This is a genomic window from Nocardioides sp. CER19 (assembly GCF_029846275.1).
In the GTDB taxonomy this organism is placed as follows: domain Bacteria; phylum Actinomycetota; class Actinomycetes; order Propionibacteriales; family Nocardioidaceae; genus Nocardioides.
This window is the reverse complement of the sequence record NZ_JARVWS010000001.1, coordinates 582,800-602,838: the sequence shown is the minus strand read 5'-3', so window position 1 is coordinate 602,838 and position 20,039 is coordinate 582,800. Positions and strand designations below refer to the sequence as shown.

Genomic DNA, 20,039 nt, shown 5'->3' with positions numbered 1-20,039 from the left:
AGGGGTGGATACCTGACGGCATGATCGAGCCCGTGGAGGTCTGGCCCGGACAGCCGTATCCCCTCGGCGCCACGTTCGACGGGAGCGGAACCAACTTCGCTCTCTTCAGCGAGGTGGCCGAGCGTGTCGAGCTGTGCCTGTTCGACGCGGACGGCGCGGAGACGCGCGTCCCGCTGACCGAGGTCGACGCCTTCGTCTGGCACGCCTACCTGCCCCAGGTGCAGCCCGGGCAGCGCTACGGCTATCGCGTCCACGGCCCGTGGGACCCCGCGAACGGGCTGCGCTGCAACCCCAACAAGCTCCTGCTGGATCCCTACGCCAAGGCGACGCACGGCGAGATCGACTGGGACCCGAGCGTCTTCGGCTACCGGTTCGACGCGCCCGACGAGCGCAACGACGACGACTCCGCGCCGCACATGATGCTCGGGGTGGTCGTCAACCCCTACTTCGACTGGGAGGGCGACACCCGGCCGCGCTACCGCTACAACGACTCGGTCATCTACGAGGCGCACGTCAAGGGCCTGACCCAGCTGCACCCGGACGTGCCGGCCGAGCTGCGCGGCACGTACGCCGGCGTGGCGCACCCGGCCACGATCGAGCACCTGACCAAGCTCGGGATCACCGCGATCGAGCTGATGCCGGTGCACCAGTTCGTCCAGGACGACGCGCTGCTGCGGAAGGGTCTGCGCAACTACTGGGGCTACAACACACTCGGGTTCTTCGCTCCCCACGCGGCGTACGCGGTGCAGCGCGAGGGCGTGGCCGCGGGCCAGCAGGTGCAGGAGTTCAAGCAGATGGTGAAGACCCTGCACCGGGCGGGCATCGAGGTCATCCTCGACGTGGTCTACAACCACACCGCCGAGGGCAACCACCTCGGGCCGACGCTGTCGTTCAAGGGCATCGACAACCGGACCTACTACCGGCTCGTCGAGGACGACGAGCAGTACTACATGGACTACACCGGCACCGGGAACACCCTCAACGTGCGGCAGCCGCACTCGCTGCAGCTGATCATGGACTCGCTGCGCTACTGGGTCGAGGAGATGCACGTCGACGGCTTCCGGTTCGACCTCGCCGCCGCGCTCGCCCGGGAGTTCTACGACGTCGACCGGCTGTCGGCGTTCTTCGAGCTCGTGCAGCAGGACCCGGTGGTCTCGCAGGTGAAGCTGATCGCCGAGCCGTGGGACATCGGTCCGGGCGGCTACCAGGTGGGCGGCTTCCCGGCGAACTGGACCGAGTGGAACGGGAAGTTCCGTGACACGGTCCGCGACTTCTGGCGCGGCGAGCCGTCGCTGGGCGAGTTCGCCTCGCGGCTGGCGGGGTCGTCCGACCTCTACGAGAACAGCGGGCGCAAGCCGTCGGCGTCGATCAACTTCATCACGGCACACGACGGCTTCACGCTGCGCGACCTGGTCTCCTACAACGAGAAGCACAACGAGGCCAACGGCGAGGACAACAACGACGGCGAGAGCCACAACCGGTCGTGGAACCACGGGGCGGAGGGGCCGACCGACGACCCCGCGATCCTCGCCGAGCGGGCCAAGGCTCAGCGCAACCTGCTGGCGACGCTGCTGCTCTCGCAGGGCGTACCGATGATCCTGCACGGCGACGAGCTGGGCCGGACGCAGCAGGGCAACAACAACGTCTACGCCCAGGACAACGAGCTCAGCTGGGTGCACTGGGACGAGGCCGACACCCCGCTCCTGGAGTTCACCGCGTCGCTGGTCCGGCTGCGCCGCTCGCACCCGACGTTCCGGCGGCGCCGCTTCTTCACCGGCACGACGGTCCGCACCCAGGTGCCGGGCGAGGACGGCGACCGGCTCAACGACATCGTCTGGCTCGGCCTGGGCGGGAAGCCGATGGAGGACAGCGACTGGTCGGACGGGGCGCAGGCGATCGGGATGTACCTCAACGGCCACGGCATCGCCGGCACCGACGCCCGCGGCGAGCGGATCATCGACGACCACTTCCTGATCTACCTCAACGCCGACAGCGACGCCGACGTCACCCTCCCCCCGGAGGAGTACGCCGACCGGTGGGAGGTGCTCGTCGACACCGGCGACTCGGCCGAGGGCAAGACTCTCGGCGCCGGCTCGACGTTCCCGCTGGTGGCCCGCAGCGTCATGGTGTTCCGCGAGCACCGCGGGACGACGACCGAGCCCGACGACTCCGTCGCTGCCTCCGTCGCGGCGCTCAGCCGGTGACGACCGTGCGCGTCCCGGCCAGCACCTACCGGCTGCAGATCACGCGCGACTTCGACCTGTTCGAGGCGGCCCGGCGGCTGCCCTACCTGCACGACCTCGGCGTCGACTGGGTCTACCTCTCGCCGCTGCTGGCCGCGGAGCCGGGCAGCGAGCACGGCTACGACGTCGTCGCGTTCGACCGGATCGATCCGGACCGCGGCGGCCCCGAGGGACTCGCGGCCGTCTCGAAGGAGGCGCGCAGGCTCGGGATGGGCGTCCTCGTCGACATCGTGCCCAACCACGTCGGCGTGGCCACGCCGGCCGAGGACCCCTGGTGGTGGGACGTGCTGCGGCTGGGTCGCGAGTCCGAGCACGCGACGGCGTTCGACATCGACTGGGCGGCGGGCGAGGGCCGGATCCGGGTCCCGGTGGTGGGCGACGACGACCAGCCGCCCTCCGGCGGCCCGATCGCCAACCTGCGGCTCGTGGACACGCCGGAGGGCGGCGAGCTGCTCTACCACGACCACCACTACCCGATCGCGCCCGGGTCGTGGGAGCCCGGCGACGACCCGAACACCGTCCACGACCGCCAGCACTACGAGCTGGTCAACTGGCACGTCGCCGACGAGGGGCTCAACTACCGGCGCTTCTTCGCCGTCAACACCCTCGCGGCCGTCCGGGTCGAGGACCCGGAGGTCTTCGCCGAGACGCACGTCGAGATCAGGCGGTGGTTCGACGAGGGCCTGGTGGACGGGCTCCGCGTCGACCACCCCGACGGGCTCCGGGACCCCCGGCGCTACCTCGACGACCTCGCGGCCCTGACCGGCGGCGCCTACGTGCTCGTGGAGAAGATCCTCGCGCTTCGCGACGCCCGCTCGTCCCTCACGGGCTCCTCAGGAACCGAGGTGGAGGAGCTGCCCGGCGACTGGGCCACCGCCGGCACGACCGGCTACGACGCGCTGGCCCTCGTCGACCGGGTGCTGACCGACCCCGCCGGTGAGGCGCCGTTGGACGACCTGGAGGCGAGGCTGCGCGGTGGCCCGGTGGAGTGGGCGACGCTGACGCACGGGCTCAAGCGGCAGGTCGCCGACACGATCCTCAACTCCGAGGTGCGACGCATCACCCGCGAGGTCCGGCGCACGCCCGGGATCAGCGCGCCCTTCGCCGAGGTCGAGGACGCGGTCGCCGAGCTGCTCGCCTGCTTCCCGGTCTACCGCTCCTACCTGCCCGAGGGGCGCGAGCACCTGGACGAGGCGTTCGCCCGGGCCAGGATCCGCCGACCCGACCTCGAGGCGACGTACGACGTGCTGCTGCCGGTCCTCTCCGACCCGTGGTCGGCGCCGGCCCGGCGCTTCCAGCAGACCAGCGGCATGGTGATGGCGAAGGGCGTGGAGGACTGCGCCTTCTACCGCTGGTCGCGGCTGACCTCCCTCAACGAGGTGGGCGGCGACCCGGCACACTTCTCCCTGTCGGTGGCCGGCTTCCACGAGGCGATGGCCACGCGCCAGGAGCGCCGTCCGCACGCCATGACGACGCTGTCGACGCACGACACCAAGCGCGGCGAGGACGTCAGGGCACGCATCGCCGTGCTGGCCGAGCTGCCCGGCGAGTGGGCGGCCACGCTGGAGGAGGTGCTCGCAGCCACCGAGCCGCCGGACCCCGGGTTCGCCGCGCTGCTGCTCCAGGCGGCGCTGGGCGCCTGGCCGGTCTCCCGCGAGCGGCTGCACGCCTACGCCGAGAAGGCGATGCGCGAGGCCGGCGACCACACGACGTGGACCGAGGTCGACGAGGGCTACGAGGCCGCGGTCCACCGCCTCGTCGACAGCCTGTACGACGACCAGCGCGTGCGCCGCGTGGTCGAGCCGCTCCTCGAACGGATCGCCGGGCCTGGCTGGTCGAACGCCCTCGCCGCCAAGCTGCTGGCCCTCACGATGCCGGGGGTGCCGGACGTCTACCAGGGCAGCGAGCTGTGGGAGCAGAGCCTCGTCGACCCGGACAACCGGCGCCCGATCGACCTCGACCTGCGGGCCGAGCTGCTCGCCGGTGTCGGCCAGCCACCCCTGACCGACAAGATCGACGACGGCGGCGCCGCGAAGCTGCACCTCGTGCACCGCGCACTGACCCTGCGTCGCGACCGCCCGGAGCTGTTCACCGGCTACACGCCGGTGACCGCGGTCGGCCCGGCCGCCGACCACGTCATCGCGTTCGATCGGGGCGGCGCCCTGACCGTCGCCACCCGGCTGCCGGTCGGCCTCGAGCGCGTCGGCGGCTGGCAGGGGACCCACCTCGAGCTGCCCCCGGGCCGCTGGCGCGACGAGCTGTCCGGCGCCGAGACGACCACCGGTCAGGTCGGCTGCCTGCTGGCCGTCTACCCCGTCGCGCTGCTCGTGAGGGTCCAGCGATGAGCCGGCCCCGGTTCAGCGTCTGGGCCCCCCGTCCGCGGCGGGTGCGGCTGCTGGTGGACGGCGACACCGTCGAGATGACCCGCGCCGACGACGGCTGGTGGACGCCGGCCGCGCCGGTCATCGCCGGGCCCGAGGTCGACTACGGCTACCTGCTGGGCGACGACGAGACCCCCCGGCCCGACCCGCGGTCGCGCTGGCAGCCGGACGGGGTGCACGGACTGTCCCGGACGTTCGACCCGACGGAGTACGACTGGGGCGACGGGACCTGGACCGGGCGTCAGCTGGCGGGGTCGGTGATCTACGAGCTGCACGTCGGGACGTTCACGCCGGAGGGCACGCTCGACGCCGCGGTCGAGCGGCTCGGGCACCTGCGCTCGATCGGCGTCGACCTGGTCGAGCTGATGCCGGTCAACGCGTTCAACGGCACCCACAACTGGGGCTACGACGGCGTCCTGTGGCACGCCGTCCAGGACGAGTACGGCGGCCCGGCGGCCTACCAGCGCTTCGTCGACGCCTGCCACGCGGCCCACCTCGGCGTCATCCAGGACGTCGTCTACAACCACCTCGGCCCCTCCGGGAACTACCTGCCGCTCTTCGGGCCCTACCTGAAGGAGGGTCGCAACACCTGGGGCGACCTGGTGAACCTGGACGGCCCGGACTCGGGCGAGGTGCGCCGCTACATCCTCGACAACGTGCGGATGTGGCTGGCCGACTTCCATGTCGACGGGCTCCGCCTCGACGCCGTGCACGCCCTCGTCGACGGGTCGCCCACCCACCTGCTCGAGGAGATGGCGATCGAGACGGCGGCGCTCTCCGCCGACCAGCGCCGCCCGCTGACGCTGATCGCCGAGTCGGACCTCAACGACGCCCGGCTGGTCACGCCGCGGGAGGCCGGCGGCCGCGGGCTGGACGCCCAGTGGAGCGACGACTTCCACCACGCGCTCCACGTGGCGCTCACCGGCGAGACCCAGGGCTACTACGCCGACTTCGCCCCGCTCTCGGCGCTCGCGAAGGTGTGCGAGCACGGCTTCTTCCACGACGGCACCTGGTCGTCCTTCCGCGGGCGGCCCCATGGGCGACCGATCGACCGGGCCACCATGCCGACCTCGCGGCTGGTCGTGGCCAACCAGAACCACGACCAGGTCGGCAACCGCGCCACCGGGGACCGGTTGACCGAGCACCTCGACGACGACCAGCTCGCCTGTGCCGCGCTGCTCACGCTGTGCGGCCCGTTCACGCCGATGCTGTTCATGGGCGAGGAGTTCGCCGCGTCGACGCCGTTCCAGTTCTTCACCTCGCACCCGGAGCCGGAGCTGGCGCGGGCGACGGCCGAGGGCCGGATCCAGGAGTTCGCCGAGCACGGCTGGGACGCCGCCGCCGTCCCCGACCCGCAGGACCCGGCGACGTTCCGGCGGTCCCGGCTCGACTGGTCCGAAGGCTCCTCCGGGCGCGGCGCCCGCCTGCTCGGGCTCTACCGCAGGCTCGCCGACCTCCGACGCCGCCTCCCCGACCTGACCGACCCGGCGTTCACGCACGTCCAGGCCACGGCCGACGAGGAGACCCGGGTGTTCAAGCTCCGGCGCGGCGCGACGCTCATCGTCGTGAACTTCGGCGACTCCCCCGCCACCGTGGACGCCCCCGGGATGGAGGTGCTCTTCCAGACACCGGCCGGAGCGTCGTACGACGGCGAGCGGGTGACGCTGCCGGCGCATGCCGGGGTGCTGCTGTCGGGGTAGTCAGCCCGCGACCAGCTCGCCGACCCAGGCCGGGACGACCGTGCCGGCCGGCCCGTGGCGGGCCTCGTCGAAAAGGTCGGTGCCGTTCGTCGGCTCGAGGTTGAGCTCGAGGGTGCGGGCGCCGTACGCGTGGGCCGACCGGACGAAGCCGGCGGCGGGGTAGACGGCGCCGCTGGTGCCGATCGACACGAACAGGTCGGCCCGCTGCAGCGCCTCGTCGATGCGGTCGAGCTCGTAGGGGTACTCCCCGAACCAGACGATGTCGGGTCGCAGCCCCTGGTCGCCACAGCCGGGGCACGCGGGCCGGTCCAGCAGCGGCCCGTCCCAGCGGAACCGCCCGTCGCAGGCGAGGCACCACGCGCTCAGCAGCTCCCCGTGCATGTGCAGCACGTCGTGCGATCCGGCCCGCTCGTGGAGGTCGTCGACGTTCTGCGTGACGACGAGGACGTCGTGGTCTCCCTGCGCCTCGAGTCGAGCGAGCGCCACGTGCGCCGGGTTGGGCGCGACGGTGGACAGGTGGGCGCGCCGGTCGTCGTAGAACCGCTGCACCGTCTCCGGGTCGCGCTCGAACCCCTCGGGCGTGGCCACGTCCTCGACGCGGTGGCCCTCCCACAGCCCGTCGGCGGCGCGGAAGGTGGGGACCCCGCTCTCGGCGGAGATGCCCGCGCCCGTGAGCACGACGATCTTCACGGGTCCGAGGGTAGCCAGCAGGGCACGCCGGGTGACCGGCGCGCCCTGCTGGGTCATGACGCTCAGGCGCTGGGTGTCGCCACCGGCGAGAAGTGGGTCGCGTCGCCCTTGCGGACGCTGCTGCGCACACCGTCCACGCTGACGGGCACGTCGCCGGCGAGCGTGATCCGGTGCAGCCGGCGGTGCTGGTCGTCGTAGTCGTCGACGGCGTAGTGCTGGGTGGCCTGGTTGTCCCAGATGGCCAGGTCGCCCGGCCGCCAGCTCCAGCGCACCGTGTTGTCCAGGCGCGTCACGTGGCGCTGGAGCAGGTCGAACAGGTCCGAGGAGTCGCGGCTGGACAGCCCGACGAAGTGCCGGATGAAGTGCCCCAGCAGCAGCGTGCGCTCACCGGTGACCGGGTGGACCCGGACGACCGGGTGCTCGGTCTCGTACTCGAGGTGGCCGAACTCGTCGCGGTAGGCCTGCTCCTTGACGTCGATGCCGCCGATCCGCTTCTCGTCGCGCTCGGCCGCGTAGTCGTAGAGGTTGGAGTGGACCGCCCAGAGCCGCTCGGTGAGCGCCTTGAGCGCCGGGTGCAGCTGCTCGTAGGCGCGGGTCGTGTTCGCCCACACGGTGGTCCCGCCGTAGGGCGGCAGCTCGACCGCGCGCAGCAGCGACGCCGCCGGGATCCGGTCGACGAACGTCACGTCGGTGTGCCAGCTGTTGGCCTTCCCGGTGTCGGAGTCGATGGGCAGGATCGCCTCGCCGTCGCCCGCGACGGTGGGGTGCGGCTTGGTCACCGTGCCGAGGAGCTCGGCGAACGCCCGCTGCTCGGCGTCGCCGGCGGCGTGCTGGTCACGGAAGAAGACCACCTTGTAGGCGGCCAGAGCCCGCTTGACCTCGGCGACCTGGGCGGCCGGGACGTCCCCGCCGATCGTGACGCCGCCGATCTGCGCGCCGATGTTGGCGCCCACCTTCCGGACCTCGATGGTGTCGTAGCCCGGCTCGGGCTCGGCCTGCGTCGCGATCGTCTGGGTGGTCAGGGTGCGGTCGAGCTGGATGGTCATGGAGGGTCCTCTCGAGGGGTGGGTGGACGGAACGACTCAGGCGCGCCAGCGCGAGAAGCGACGCTCGAGGAGCAGCAGGAGGTAGTTGAAGCCGACCCCGATCACGGAGATCGTGAGGATGCCGGCGTACATCTCGGGGATCTGGAAGTTGTTCTCGGCCGAGATGATCAGGTAGCCGAGGCCGGCCTTGGCGCCGACGAACTCGGTGGTGATGAGGACCATCATCGACGCGGCGCCGGAGAGCCGGACGCCGGTGAAGATGGCCGGCAGCGCGGCCGGCAGGACGACCTTGCGGAACAGGCTGAGGTTGGAGAGGCCGAGTGATCGCGCCGACTTCACCAGCAGCGGGTCCACGTTGCGTGCGCCGCTGATCGTGTTGAACAGGACGACCCAGAAGCAGGCGTAGGCGATCATCGCGATCTTCGAGAAGTCGCCGATGCCGAGGATGAGGGTGAAGACAGGGATCAGCGCGACGGCGGCGGTGTTGAGGAACACCGTGAGCAGCGGGCTGAGCACCTCGGCGACCGTCTTGTACCAGGCGATGAGCAGGCCGAGCGGGATCGCGATCGCGTTGGCGACCAGGAAGCCGGTGAGCGACCGGTGCAGGCTGGCGACGATGTCGGTCCACAGCGTCCCGTCGGCGGCCAGCCGCTGGAGCGCCTGCACCACCTCGGTGAACGGCGGCAGGAACGCCGGCTCGACCCAGCCGGCCTTGGGCGCGATCTGCCACAGCGCCAGGAACGCGACCACCGCGATCACGCGCTTGAGCGTGACGGTGAGGCCGTGCCCGACCGCGGCGAGGGGTGTACGCCGCCGGGGCGACCGGCTCGCCCCGGCACCCGGCTGCGCCGGAGTGAGGGTCGCCGTGTCCGTCGGGTCGGCGTCGGCCCCGGCCTTCAGCTCGGGAGAGGTCGTGATCGTCTGACTCATGGCGGCTCCTAGACGGCGACGGGGGTCTGCTGGGTCTCGAAGCTGCGGCGCACCTCGTCCTGCAGCAGCTTCCAGATGTGGTGGCGCTGCTCGACGAACTCCGGCGTCGAGCGCCGGTCCTCGCCGGCGCCGGCCTCGGGCAGGTCGATGTCGACGGTCGCCTTGATCCGTCCCGGCCGGGACGTCATCACCGCGACCCGCTGGCCGAGGTAGACGGCCTCCTCGATGCCGTGGGTGATGAAGAGGATCGTCGTGCCGGTGCGGTCCCAGATGGCGAGCAGGTCGTCCTGCAGCGCCTCGCGGGTCTGGGCGTCCAGGGCGGCGTACGGCTCGTCCATGAGGAGCACCTCGGGCTCGTAGGCGAGGCTGCGGGCGATCGCGACGCGCTGCTTCATGCCGCCGGAGAGCTCGTGGGGGTAGCGGTCCGCGAAGGCCGACAGCCCGACCAGGCCGAGCACCTCGCGGGCACGCTCGGTGCGCTGCTTGCGCGGCACCTTCTTCTCCTCGAGCCCGAACTCGACGTTGGCGAGTGCGGTGCGCCAGGGGAAGAGCGCGTACTGCTGGAACACAACGCCCCGGTCCAGGCCGGGCCCGGTGACCGGTCGACCGTCGAGGGTGACCTCGCCCCGGGTGGGCCGGGTCAGCCCGGCCACCAGGTCGAGGAGGGTCGACTTGCCGCAGCCGGACGGACCGACGAGGGTGAGGAACTGGCCGGCCGGCACCTCGAGGCTGACGTCGTCGAGGGCGATGAACTCACCGCCGGTGGCCCGGTCCGGGAAGGTCTGGGTGACGTTCCTGATGCTGATCTCGGTCGTCATCGCCGATCACCCGGCCTGCTTCGCGTGGGGGTTGAACTCGTTGGTGTAGAGGTCGCCGGCGTCCGGGGCCTCCTTGACCGAGCCGGTCGACAGCAGCCAGTCCTTCCAGAGGTCGAAGTCGCTGTCCTTGATCACGCCGTAGGACGACGGCACGCCGGAGCTGAGCCAGTACTTGATGCTCTCCGTGTTCTCGTTGGTCCGCTTGCGGCCCTCGATGATCTTCACGAACTCGGCGCGGACCTGGTCCTGCGGCGTCTTCTTCTCCCACTCGATCGCCTTGCCGACGCCGTCGACGAAGGCGCGCACGGCCTCGGGGTTCTTGGCGATGACGTCCTTGCGGAAGACGTACTGGCCCCCGTTGAACTGGCCGTACTGGTCGAGCTGGGTCCAGAGCGGTCGAAGGCCGCCGTGCGCCAGGGCGAGCTGCTGGAACTGGCCAGACAGCGCTGCCACGTCCACCTGGTGGCGGCGCAGCGCGTCCTCCTGGTTGGTCGGCGGGAGCACGACCAGCTGCACCTTCTTGACGTCGTCCTCGGACAGGCCGGCCGAGCGCAGCTCGTTGAAGACGTCGGCCTCGTTCTGGCCGCCGAGCGTGTTCACCGCGACCTTCTTCCCGACCAGGTCCTTGGCGCTCTCGAGCGGGCTGCCGTCGAGGACGTAGTAGCCGGTGAATGTCTTGGCGTCGCCGCCGTAGTAGTTGAGGACGGCCTTGATGGGGGCGCCGGAGCTGACGAGCTTCTCGACCGCGCCACCGAAGGCGCCGCCGAAGTCGGTCTGCCCGGTGGCCGCCGACTGGATGTCCTGCGGGCCGGAGATCGTGTTGCCGACCCACTTCAGCTTGACCTTGCCCGTGAAGTAGCCGAGGTCCTCGGCGAGCTCGGGCAGGGTGACCTGGTTGTTCCAGCCCTGGTAGCGCAGCGTGGTCACGCCGCCCTTGGTCTCCGCTCCGGAGGAGGCGCCGCACGCGGTCAGGGCTGCCATCGCCAGGGCGGCGACGGCGGAGAGGACGAGGGTCGGGCGGGTCCGGCCGCGCGGCCGGCTCGACTGGTCGGTCGTGGAGGAACGTGCCACTGGATCTTCCTTCGGGGTGAGGGGTCGGGGGTCACTTGCCCGCGGCGAGCGCGAGATCGGCGCTGTAGAGGCTTTCGGGGCGGGGCAGGCCGTAGTGGTCGCGCAGGGTGTCGCCCGTGTACTCGGTGCGGAACAGGCCGCGCTCCTGGAGGATCGGGACGACCTTGTCGACGAACGCCTCGAGGAGCTGCGGGTAGAGCGGAGGCATGACGTTGAACCCGTCCGCCGCGCCGTTCTCGAACCACTCCTGGATCGTGTCGGCGATCTGGACCGGCGTGCCGTGCACGACGTTGTGCCCGCGGCCGCCGGCCAGCCGGTGGAGCAGCTGGCGCAGCGTGGGCCGATCGCGCTCGACGATGTTGGCGATGACCTGCTTGCGGCTGCGCTGGTTGTCGAGCACGTTGCCGGCCGCGCCGAAGACCTCGATCGGGACGACCTCGTCCAGCTCGAGGTGGCGCAGCGAGACGCCGCCCATCTTCTCCAGCTGGTCGAGCCCGTACGCCGGCACGGTCAGGGTGTTGAAGTACTCGTAGAGCTCGCGGGCCTCCTCGGCCGTGTCGCCGATGAACGGGCTGATGCCGGGCAGCACGAGGACGTGGTCGGGGTTGCGTCCGAACGAGCGCGACCGCGCCTTGATGTCGTCGTAGAACGCCTGCGCGTCGGAGAGCGTCTGATGGGCCGTGAAGATCGCCTCGGCGTTGCGGGCCGCGAAGGCCCGGCCCTCGTTGGACGAGCCCGCCTGCACGTAGACCGGTCGTCCCTGGGGCGAGCGCGGGGCGTTGAACGGCCCCTTGACCTTGAGGTAGCGGCCCACGTGGTCGACGGGATGGATCTTGCTGACGTCGAGGTAGTCGCCCGACGAGCGGTCGGCGACGACCGCGTCGTCCTCCCAGCTGTCCCAAAGCTTGGTGGCGACGTCGATGAACTCCTGGGCGCGGGCGTAGCGGTCCTCGTTGCTCGGCGTCCCGTCGAGACCGAAGTTGCGGGCCGCGTCCTCGCTGAACGTGGTCACGATGTTCCATCCGGCGCGGCCGCCGGAGATGCGGTCGAGGCTCGAGAAGAGCCGCGCCAGGTTGTAGGGCTCGTAGAACGACGTGGACGCCGTCGAGATGAGGCCGATCCGCTCGGTCACCGTCGCGATCGCGGTCAGCAGGGTGATCGGCTCGAACTCGTGGCTCGGGCGGTAGCCGCTGCCGTACCAGGCCGGCCCGTCGGCCAGGAAGACGGCGTCCAGCTTGGCCGCCTCGGCGGTGCGGGCGATCTCCTGGTACCAGGTGATGTCGTCGACGCGCTCGATCGCGCTCTGGGGGTGCCGCCACGACGCTTCGTGGTGGCCGGTGTCGTGGAGGAAGGCGTTGAGGCTCAGCTGGCGGCCGGTCTGGGCGGTCACGATGGGATTCCTTCTCGAGAGAGGGCAGGAGTGTGCGGGCGCGACGAGGCAGGGCCGTCGTCGGCCGGAAGGTGTGAGGCAGCACCCGAGGGGCGGGCACCGCAGGGGCGCGCGGCGATGGGAGCCGCGGCGGTCCTCAGCTAGGACAACAGGTCTCGGACAGGGACGTCTGGGAGGTGCTCACATAAATACAGTAAGTAACTCGACTTAAATGAGTCAACGCCGTCTCGTGTGACGGACAGACGTGGACGGAGGGGCGGCTTCAGCCTCGGACGATGCCGGTCGGGCACGTGGAAGGCCGGCGAGAACTGCCCGCCCAGGTCGACGACCGTCGCGCCGGCGCCAGGCACCGCGCGCTCCCAGGTGCGGGGGCGCGGTGAGGTCGATGCGCGTGATGACGCCCAGCGTCACCGGGACGAGGATGCCGCGGAGGTGCAGGGTCAGCTGGAGGTGGGAGTGCGCGCAGAGGATCGCCTGGACGTCGGCGAGCCACGCGAGCTCGGCCTGGGAGATCAGGCGACGGCGATCGCCGCCAGCGCCTCGCGGATCTTGTCCGGGATCGGCACCGAGGTGCGGGTCGCGCGGTCGACGAAGACGTGCACGAAGTGGCCGTGCGCGACCGCGTCGTCGGAGTCGCCGCTGAAGATCGCGATGCCGTAGGTGACCGCCCGGTTGCCGAGCCGGTCGACGCGGAGCCCGGCCCGCAGGCGCTGCGGGTAGGAGACCGGAGCGTGATAGCTGCAACCCGACTCGACCACGAGGCCGATCACGGGCGAGCGCTCGATGTCGAGGCCCCCGTGCTGGATGAGGTACTCGTTGGCGACCGTGTCGAAGTAGCTGTAGTAGGTGACGTTGTTGACGTGGCCGTAGACGTCGTTGTCCATCCAGCGCGTCGTGAGCTCGGCGTGGTGCGGATAGGCGCCGTACGTCGGCCGCTGCGCCTTCTCCTGGGGCGCTCCCATCACCAGCACCTGAGCGCGTCGCGGAAGATCGCGTCGAGCTCGGCCTCGTGCACCGGGCTGGGGGCGTTGTCGAGCAGCCGGCGCTGCGGCGCGGCGCCCTTCACCAGGTCGGGCACGTCGTCGGCCGTGTAGCCGACGCCGCCGATGCCGTTGGGGGCGCCGATGTCGCGCATGAGCCGGGCCATCGTCTCGGCCAGGACCTCGCCGGACTCGGTGGGGCCGACGCCCGCCGTGTCGCCGCCGAGCAACCGGGCCGCCTCCAGGTGGCGGAACGGCGCGGTCGGCGCCAGCGCGCGGAACGCGGCCGGTGCGTTGACGGCGACCGCGTAGCCGTGCGGGACCAGCGGCGCGTCCTGCGGATAGCCAGCGGGGCGGTAGTCGCGCACGCGGCCGGCGACGGCGTACGCCATGGCGTGCGGGACGTGGACCCCCGCATTGCCGAAGGCGATGCCGGCCAGGGTGGCCGCCCACATCATCTGATGGCGCGCCTCCTCGTCGCGGCCGTCGGCGACGGCGCGGCGCAGGTAGCGGCCGATCAGCTCGATCGCCTGACGGGCGCCGAGGTCGCTCCAGGGGTTCGCGCCCTGGCTGGCCGGGCGGCTCGTCGCGGGGGCGGGGGCCGGCCGGCTGGTGAAGGGCCGCGCGGTCAGTGACTCGACCGCGTGGCAGAGCACGTCGAGGCCGCTGCTGGCGACGACGTGGGCGGGCAGCGTGGCGGTCGTGCGCGGGTCGACGACCGCCTCGGTGGGCCGCAGCATCGGGCTGCTCACGCCGGTCTTCGCGTGCGCGCTGAGCAGGTCGAAGATCGCGATGCCGGTGACCTCGCTGCCGGTGCCACTCGTCGTCGGGCAGGCGACGTGGGGCTTCAGCGGGCCGGGCACCGGCCGGGCACCGCCGAGCGGCGCGTTGACGTAGTCGAGGAGCTCGCCCGGGTGCGTCGCCAGCAGGTTGGCCAGCTTCGCGGTGTCGATGACCGAGCCGCCGCCGAGCGAGACGAACGCGTCGGCCCGGGTGTCGCGGGCGAAAGCGACGCCCTCCCCCATCGACACGTCGGTCGGCTCGACGAGGACCCCGTCGAAGACGACGACCTCGAGGTTGTGGGCGCGCAGCGCGGTCAGGGCATCGTGGTACCACTCGGTGTCGCGCAGGCGGACATCGGTGAACAGCGCGACGCGGCCCCCGTCGGGCAGGTGGCCGGCGACCCGGTGGCCGACCTCACGAAGCGCTCCCACGCCGAAGGTGACGCGGGAGGAGTCGACGGTGAAGGCGGACTCGAGGTCGGGCGCGACGTGCGCCTGGGCGTGGTGGAGGTGAGGACACATCCCGGCACACGGTAGTGCCTCCGACGTACGCCGCGACTCACCCCGACTTGCGGCGGTGCACGCGCTTGGCGCCGGCCGGGCCGTGCTGCTCGGCGCGGCCGCGGTCGTGGTCCTCGTGCTCGACCCCGCGGTCGTTGGCCTGCTTCCGCTCCAGGGCCTCGCGCATCCTGGCCTTGATGTCGTCGTTGCCGGAATCGGTCATGACCCCACCGTGCCACCGGTCGGCAAACGGCGTCGAGGGGATTCACTCAGGCACCTGAGCGGACTAGCGTCGTCTCGACCCGACCGAGGAGGCGGCACGATGGGCAAGCCGGCACGCAACGCGGGCCTGGACCCCGAGACCGACTTCCACGAGATCTACCGCAACCTCGGCCTCTACGAGTTCCCCTGGGACCTCAACCAGGCGCTCAGCTTCGCCCTGTTCCGGACCTACGCGGTTCCCAGCATCGGCCGCCTGCTCGACGAGACCGGCGAGTTCGCCGCCCGCACCCAGAAGCGGTACGACGACACGTCGCTGCTGCTCGAGGCCCCGCTCGTGTCGGGCTTCGACTCCCGCGAGGGCAAGGACGCGCTGCGCCGGATCAACGCCATGCACCGGATGTACGACATCTCGAACGACGACATGCGCTACGTGCTGTCCACCTTCGTGGTCGTCCCCCAGCGCTGGCTCGACGACTATGGCTGGCGCCCGCTGACCGAGGCCGAGAAGCTGGCAGCGGTGCGCTACTACCAGTCGCTGGGCCGCCACTTGGGCATCAAGGACATCCCCGACACGTTCGCCGACTTCGCCCGGCTGATGGACGACTACGAGGCAGCGCACTTCGCCTACGACGAGGGCGCCCGCCGGGTCGCCGACGCGACCCTCGACCTGCTCGTCGGGTTCTACCCGCGCGCGGTCGCGCCCGCGGTCCGCGTCTTCAGCCGGTCGCTCATGGACCCGCCCCTGCTGCGGGCCTTCGGCTACCGCGAGCCCGGACGGCTGGCGCGCCGGCTCTCGACCGGTGCGCTGCGCCTGCGGGCCCGCGTGGTCGCCCTGCTGCCGGCCCGGCGACGTCCCGCCCTCGTGCGCGACATGCCCCGCATCCGCAGCTATCCGGGCGGGTTCGACCCCGCCGACCTCGGCACGTTCACCCCCGGCTGCCCCGTCCGGGGCACCGCGGAGCGGCAGGCCTGACCCGACCCGAGGACCGCGGCGTGGGATCGACAACCGTGCGGCTGGAGGACCTCGTCCGCGAGCAGGCACTGATGCTCGGGGCCGGCTCGACCGTCTGCTACCAGCTCGCACGGAAGGGCGTCGGCCTCGGTGTCGCCGAGCACAGCACCACGCTGACCCGGCCGTTCGACCGCCTGCGCACGACGCTCACCTACGTCGACGTGATGATCCTGGGCTCGGACGAGGAGCGCCGGGCGATCACGAGGCTCGTCAACAGGGCGCACGCGCCCGTGCGATCGGAGGGCCGCTACTCGGCGTACGACCCCGACCTGCAGCTGTGGGTGGCGGCGACGCTGGCCCACAACGCGATCTTCGTCTACGAGAAGGTGTGGGGGCCGCTGGACCCGGCCGGCCGCGAGCGGATCTACCGCGACTCGCAGATCTTCGGGAACGCGCTGCAGGTCAGGCCGGAGCAGTGGCCGGCGACGACCGCCGACTTCGAGACCTACTGGGACCGGACGCTCGACGCCCTGGAGCCCGAGCCGACGGTCCAGCGCTACTGCCGCGCCCTGCTCGACCCGCACGGCCAGCCGCGCGGACTCCGCCGGCTCGCACCGCTGCAGGACCTCATGACGCGCGGCAACCTCGACCCGCGGGCACGCGACGTCCTCGGCCTCACCTGGAACGAGCGCGACCAGCGCCGCTACGACCGGTTCTGGCAGGTCTTCCGGCCGCTCTACCGCGCGGTGCCGGTGCCGCTGCGCCGACTTCCCACCACGGTGGTGATGTGGGACGTGCGCCGACGCCTCCGCACCGGCGCCCGCGTCATCTGATCCGGTCAGGCCCAGACGTCGCTCGCGATCTCCACGACCGCCCGGACCTTCGCCCACTGCTCGTCCTCGGTGAGGACGTTGCCCTCCTCCGTCGAGGCGAACCCGCACTGGGTGCTCAGGGCGAGCTGCTCGAGCGGTGCGTACGCCGTCGCCTCGTCGATCCGGCGCTTGACCGCGTCGCGGTCCTCCAGGGCGCCGTCCTTGGACGTCAGCAGGCCGAGCACGACCGTCTTGTCCCCCTCGGGCAGGTGCCGCAGCGGCTCGAAGCTGCCGGCGCGCTCGGTGTCGTACTCCAGGAAGTAGCCGTCGTAGCCGGTGCCGGCCAGCAGCGGCTCGGCGACCGGCTCGTAGCCGCCCGAGGAGATCCAGGTCGAGCGGAAGTTGCCGCGGCACACGTGCGTCGTCATCACCAGGTCGTCGGGCCGGTCGGCGAGGGAGGCGTTGATGAGCGCGGCGTAGCGCTCGGCCAGTCCCTCGACGTGGATGCCGCGGTCCCGCGCCTTCTCGAGCTCGGCGTCCGAGCACAGGTACGCCCAGGCGGTGTCGTCGAACTGGAGGTAACGGCAGCCCTCGTCGTAGAACGCCTTCACTGCGGCGCGGTAGGTGGCCGCCAGGTCGTCGAAGAGGGCCTCGTGGTCGTCGCCGTAGTCGCTCGCGGTCACGGCGTCCGCGTCGAGGCGGAAGTGCAGCACCGTCGGCGACGGGATCGAGAACTTGGGAACGACGCCGTCGGGGACGTTGTCGCGCAGGAACCGGAAGTGCTCCAGCATCGGGTGGTCGGCCGGGAAGGTGATCGTGTCGTCGACACGCAGCACCTGGCTCTTCGTGGCCATGCCCTGGAACTGGATGCCGTGGTCGGACTCGACCACGTGTACCCCGCCGAGGCCGCCGAAGAAGTCGAAGTGCCACCACGCGCGCCGCATCTCGCCGTCGGTGGCGAGCCGCAGTCCGGACTCGACCTCCCGCGCGATGGTGTCGCGGACCGCCGCGTCCTCCACCGCCCGGAGGCCGGCGTCGTCGAGCGTGCCGGCCTCGTGGTCGAGGCGCGCCTTGTGGACGCTGTCCGGTCGCAGGAAGCTTCCGACCACGTCGGCACGGAACGGAGGGGAGATCGACATCGGCTACCTCACTGTCGGTCGGGCAGACCCGTGGTGACCGCTACCCGTGGCGGCGGGCCCGCGCCGAATGCGATCCCAGTCTGGCGATGCCGCGGCTCTCGATCAATGACCCGAGCGACGTTCGACGAGAGCCGCGATGCCGAGGGCGGTCGCGTCGTCATAGGGCCGGCCGACCACCTGGACGGCGACCGGGAGCCCGTCGGCGGCTCCCGCGGGCACGCTCACGGCGGGCAGCCCGGCCGCGTTGAGCGGCGAGGTCAGGCGCGTCAGGACGTGCTCGATCTCGACGTCCACGGCCCCGGTGTCGGTGTCGGTATGGGTGTCGAAGGAGACGGAGCGCTGACCCAGCTCGGGCGCAGGAACGGGCACCGTCGGCACCAGCAGCGCGTCGTAGTCACCCAGCAACGAGAGCAGCTGCGCGGAGAACCGCGCGATCGCGGCCTCCATCGCGGCCAGCTCGAGAGGGGTGGGCGACGGCAGCGACAGCAGCTCGGCCAGGTCTGGCCCGAACGAGGACGGCTCGGTCGAGAACGCCGGACGGTGCAGCAGCCCTGCCTCGAACAGGATGCGCGTGAGCACGGCGTGCGGTACGTCCGGGTCGCCGACGAAGTCGACGGTCTCCACCTCCACGCCGAGCCCGACGAGCGTCGACGCCGTCTCGGTCACCGCCTCCCGCACGGCCGGGTGCAGCAGCCCCTGGAACCACCCGCCGGGTACGGCGACCCGCGCGGATGCGACCTGGGCCGGAGCCAGGCCGTCGGTCAGGTGGAGGGTGCGCTCGTCGGCCGGATCGTGGCCGGCCACGGCGTCGGCGATCGCTGCCGCGTCCGCCACCGTCCGCGCCAGGGCACCCACGTGGTCGAGGCTCGGCGAGAGCGGCATGACGCCGGCCAGGCTGATCCGACCACGGGAGGGCTTGAAGCCGACGCAGCCGCTCAGCGCGGCGGGGATCCGGACGCTCCCCGCGGTGTCGGTGCCGATCGCCCCGAGGCAGCTGCCGGCCGCCACCGAGGCGCCGGAGCCGCCGGAGGAGCCGCCGGCGATGTGGCCGTGGCGGTGCGGGTTGTGCGTGGCTCCGAAGGAGGCGCTGTCGGTGCGCCCGCCCCAGGCGAACTCGTGGGTGGTGTGCTTGCCGAGGACGATCGCACCCGCCGCGCGCAGTCGCGCCACGGCGGTCGCATCGCGGTCAGGGACGTGGCCGTCGTACCTCGGTGAGCCGTAGGTGGTGCGCATCCCCGCGGTGTCGAAGAGGTCCTTGACGCCCATCGGCACGCCGTGGAGCGCCCCGAGTTCGTCGCCGCGCAGCACGGCCCGCTCGGCCGCCGACGCCGCCGACCGCGCCCCGTCGGCGTCGACGGTGGCGTAGGCGTGCAGCGTCGGCTCCGTCGCCTCGATGCGCGCCAGCACGTGCTCGGTGAGCTCGACCGGCGAGATGTCCCCCGCGCGGATCGCCGCCGCGGCATCGAGGAGGCTGAGGTCGTCGAGGTCGCTCATCGTGTCTCTCCGTCGTAGGACTTGTTGCCGAAGCTGAGCCACTTCGCGGCGATGCGGCCGTCGTCCAGGTGGTCGTCGGGTTCGGTCGTCAGGCGGCGGGTCTCGGTCACGCCGAGGATCTCGGTGAAGAACCAGGCGGAGCCGTCGAGGTCGGCGGTGAGCAGCTCCACGTGGCCGAGGTGGGCGATGTCGCCGAGCGGCGCAGGCATCTGGGGCCCTCCGTCACGGCGCCGCCTCCTGAACACGTGGGATGAGTGACGGCAGCGTCCCATTGTCGCACATCATTGTCAACAATCTGTTCGTGGTTGACATGACGCGGCTCACCGGGACCGCCGGGCGCCTGGGCCTCCTCGTCCTAGTAGTCGACCCGCTCGGGATGGGCGAGCCAGGCGTCGAACGGCGCCACCGAGCTCGGCAGGCGGTTCTCCTCGACCACGGGGAGCGTCCACGTCTTCGGGTCGCGCAGGAACTGGTCGTGGAACGCGCTGTCGTCGAACCCGCCCCGTGCCGCGTCGTGCCGGTCGGCGGCGAAGACCACCCGGTCGAGACGTGACCAGAGGCTCGCCGCGAGGCACAGCGGGCACGGCTCGCAGGAGGTGTAGAGCGTGCACCCGGCGAGGGAGAACGTGCCCAACGCCGCGCACGCGCGGCGGATGGCGACGACCTCCGCATGGGCGGTCGGGTCGTTGTCGCGGGTGACCCGGTTCTCGCCGGTGGCCACGACGCGGCCGTCGCGCACGACGAGCGCCCCGAAGGGACCGCCGCCGTCCTTCACGTTCCGGGTCGCCATCTCGACGGCGTGCTCGAGCGCCGGGCCGTCGCCCTCGAAGCGATCGACGGTGTCGGGGTCGTTCGGTGTCATGCGGGGCCTGCCTTCTGTCGTGCCGT

18 protein-coding genes are annotated in these 20,039 nt (G+C 71.7%); 5 read left to right on the top strand and 13 right to left on the bottom strand.

Features of this window, described 5'->3' with window-relative positions; all coding sequences use genetic code 11:
• The first annotated feature begins 20 nt into the window (after window positions 1-20).
• The 3 genes from glgX to treZ are packed head-to-tail and all read left to right on the top strand — an operon-like array spanning window position 21 to window position 6,324.
• Entirely contained in the window at window positions 21-2,204 is a 2,184-nt protein-coding gene (gene glgX, locus QDS12_RS02975; protein ID WP_279876761.1) for a glycogen debranching protein GlgX, read from the top strand.
• Complete coding sequence (gene treY, locus QDS12_RS02970; protein ID WP_279876760.1) at window positions 2,201-4,588, top strand: malto-oligosyltrehalose synthase; 2,388 nt, start codon at window positions 2,201-2,203, stop codon at window positions 4,586-4,588. Before glgX ends, treY begins: the two co-directional genes overlap by 4 nt.
• On the top strand, window positions 4,585-6,324 hold the full coding sequence (gene treZ / locus QDS12_RS02965) for a malto-oligosyltrehalose trehalohydrolase (RefSeq protein WP_279876759.1): 1,740 nt from the start codon (window positions 4,585-4,587) through the stop codon (window positions 6,322-6,324). The genes treY and treZ overlap by 4 nt, the downstream gene beginning before the upstream one ends.
• Here treZ and QDS12_RS02960 read toward each other — a convergent pair whose 3' ends face one another.
• The 9 genes from QDS12_RS02960 to QDS12_RS02920 form a co-directional block, all read right to left on the bottom strand.
• A complete protein-coding gene (locus tag QDS12_RS02960) occupies window positions 6,325-7,014 on the bottom strand; it encodes an NAD-dependent deacylase (protein ID WP_279876758.1) in 690 nt (229 codons plus the stop codon). It abuts the gene before it with no gap.
• Between the two features lie 62 nt (window positions 7,015-7,076).
• Window positions 7,077-8,060, bottom strand: coding sequence for a TauD/TfdA family dioxygenase (locus QDS12_RS02955; RefSeq protein WP_279876757.1), 984 nt, complete (start codon window positions 8,058-8,060; stop codon window positions 7,077-7,079).
• A 36-nt stretch (window positions 8,061-8,096) separates the two neighbouring features.
• Window positions 8,097-8,990 carry an ABC transporter permease gene (locus tag QDS12_RS02950; RefSeq protein WP_279876756.1) on the bottom strand — a complete coding sequence of 298 codons (894 nt, stop codon included), beginning with the start codon at window positions 8,988-8,990 and terminating at the stop codon, window positions 8,097-8,099.
• Between the two features lie 8 nt (window positions 8,991-8,998).
• The gene (locus tag QDS12_RS02945; RefSeq protein WP_279876754.1) at window positions 8,999-9,808 is read right to left on the bottom strand and encodes an ABC transporter ATP-binding protein; all 810 of its coding nucleotides are present in this window, start codon (window positions 9,806-9,808) and stop codon (window positions 8,999-9,001) included.
• Window positions 9,809-9,814: 6 nt separating this feature from the next.
• Complete coding sequence (locus QDS12_RS02940; protein ID WP_279876753.1) at window positions 9,815-10,879, bottom strand: ABC transporter substrate-binding protein; 1,065 nt, start codon at window positions 10,877-10,879, stop codon at window positions 9,815-9,817.
• Between the two features lie 31 nt (window positions 10,880-10,910).
• Window positions 10,911-12,269 carry an LLM class flavin-dependent oxidoreductase gene (locus QDS12_RS02935; protein WP_279876751.1) on the bottom strand — a complete coding sequence of 453 codons (1,359 nt, stop codon included), beginning with the start codon at window positions 12,267-12,269 and terminating at the stop codon, window positions 10,911-10,913.
• Between the two features lie 512 nt (window positions 12,270-12,781).
• A complete protein-coding gene (locus QDS12_RS02930) occupies window positions 12,782-13,231 on the bottom strand; it encodes a thioesterase family protein (RefSeq protein ID WP_279876749.1) in 450 nt (149 codons plus the stop codon).
• Window positions 13,231-14,553, bottom strand: a complete 1,323-nt coding sequence (locus tag QDS12_RS02925) for an iron-containing alcohol dehydrogenase (RefSeq protein WP_279876747.1) — start codon at window positions 14,551-14,553, stop codon at window positions 13,231-13,233. The genes QDS12_RS02930 and QDS12_RS02925 overlap by 1 nt, the downstream gene beginning before the upstream one ends.
• A 37-nt stretch (window positions 14,554-14,590) precedes the next feature.
• A complete protein-coding gene (locus QDS12_RS02920) occupies window positions 14,591-14,755 on the bottom strand; it encodes a DUF5302 domain-containing protein (protein WP_279876746.1) in 165 nt (54 codons plus the stop codon).
• Between the two features lie 99 nt (window positions 14,756-14,854).
• On the opposite strand from QDS12_RS02920, the gene QDS12_RS02915 reads away from it, so the two are divergent.
• Complete coding sequence (locus QDS12_RS02915) at window positions 14,855-15,727, top strand: oxygenase MpaB family protein (RefSeq protein ID WP_279876745.1); 873 nt, start codon at window positions 14,855-14,857, stop codon at window positions 15,725-15,727.
• Between the two features lie 20 nt (window positions 15,728-15,747).
• A complete protein-coding gene (locus QDS12_RS02910) occupies window positions 15,748-16,539 on the top strand; it encodes an oxygenase MpaB family protein (RefSeq protein WP_279876743.1) in 792 nt (263 codons plus the stop codon).
• Between the two features lie 5 nt (window positions 16,540-16,544).
• On the opposite strand, the gene QDS12_RS02905 is transcribed toward QDS12_RS02910, so the two are convergent.
• The 4 genes from QDS12_RS02905 to QDS12_RS02890 form a co-directional block, all read right to left on the bottom strand.
• A complete protein-coding gene (locus QDS12_RS02905; RefSeq protein ID WP_279876741.1) occupies window positions 16,545-17,657 on the bottom strand; it encodes a 5-methyltetrahydropteroyltriglutamate--homocysteine S-methyltransferase in 1,113 nt (370 codons plus the stop codon).
• Between the two features lie 102 nt (window positions 17,658-17,759).
• Window positions 17,760-19,151, bottom strand: coding sequence for an amidase (locus QDS12_RS02900; protein WP_279876740.1), 1,392 nt, complete (start codon window positions 19,149-19,151; stop codon window positions 17,760-17,762).
• Window positions 19,148-19,360 carry a hypothetical protein gene (locus tag QDS12_RS02895; protein WP_279876738.1) on the bottom strand — a complete coding sequence of 71 codons (213 nt, stop codon included), beginning with the start codon at window positions 19,358-19,360 and terminating at the stop codon, window positions 19,148-19,150. The genes QDS12_RS02900 and QDS12_RS02895 overlap by 4 nt, the downstream gene beginning before the upstream one ends.
• A gap of 146 nt (window positions 19,361-19,506) precedes the next feature.
• A complete protein-coding gene (locus QDS12_RS02890) occupies window positions 19,507-20,013 on the bottom strand; it encodes a nucleoside deaminase (RefSeq protein ID WP_279876737.1) in 507 nt (168 codons plus the stop codon).
• Window positions 20,014-20,039 lie beyond the last annotated feature (26 nt).

Bases quoted from the DNA above. Each gene is read 5' to 3' on its own strand.
- glgX (WP_279876761.1), top strand. From the start codon at position 21: ATGATCGAGCCCGTGGAGGTCTGGCCCGGACAGCCGTATCCCCTCGGC.
- treZ (WP_279876759.1), top strand. From the start codon at position 4,585: ATGAGCCGGCCCCGGTTCAGCGTCTGGGCCCCCCGTCCGCGGCGGGTG.
- QDS12_RS02955 (WP_279876757.1), bottom strand. From the start codon at position 8,060: ATGACCATCCAGCTCGACCGCACCCTGACCACCCAGACGATCGCGACG.
- QDS12_RS02950 (WP_279876756.1), bottom strand. From the start codon at position 8,990: ATGAGTCAGACGATCACGACCTCTCCCGAGCTGAAGGCCGGGGCCGAC.
- QDS12_RS02945 (WP_279876754.1), bottom strand. From the start codon at position 9,808: ATGACGACCGAGATCAGCATCAGGAACGTCACCCAGACCTTCCCGGAC.
- QDS12_RS02930 (WP_279876749.1), bottom strand. From the start codon at position 13,231: ATGGGAGCGCCCCAGGAGAAGGCGCAGCGGCCGACGTACGGCGCCTAT.
- QDS12_RS02925 (WP_279876747.1), bottom strand. From the start codon at position 14,553: ATGTGTCCTCACCTCCACCACGCCCAGGCGCACGTCGCGCCCGACCTC.
- QDS12_RS02920 (WP_279876746.1), bottom strand. From the start codon at position 14,755: ATGACCGATTCCGGCAACGACGACATCAAGGCCAGGATGCGCGAGGCC.
- QDS12_RS02915 (WP_279876745.1), top strand. From the start codon at position 14,855: ATGGGCAAGCCGGCACGCAACGCGGGCCTGGACCCCGAGACCGACTTC.
- QDS12_RS02905 (WP_279876741.1), bottom strand. From the start codon at position 17,657: ATGTCGATCTCCCCTCCGTTCCGTGCCGACGTGGTCGGAAGCTTCCTG.
- QDS12_RS02900 (WP_279876740.1), bottom strand. From the start codon at position 19,151: ATGAGCGACCTCGACGACCTCAGCCTCCTCGATGCCGCGGCGGCGATC.
- QDS12_RS02895 (WP_279876738.1), bottom strand. From the start codon at position 19,360: ATGCCTGCGCCGCTCGGCGACATCGCCCACCTCGGCCACGTGGAGCTG.
- QDS12_RS02890 (WP_279876737.1), bottom strand. From the start codon at position 20,013: ATGACACCGAACGACCCCGACACCGTCGATCGCTTCGAGGGCGACGGC.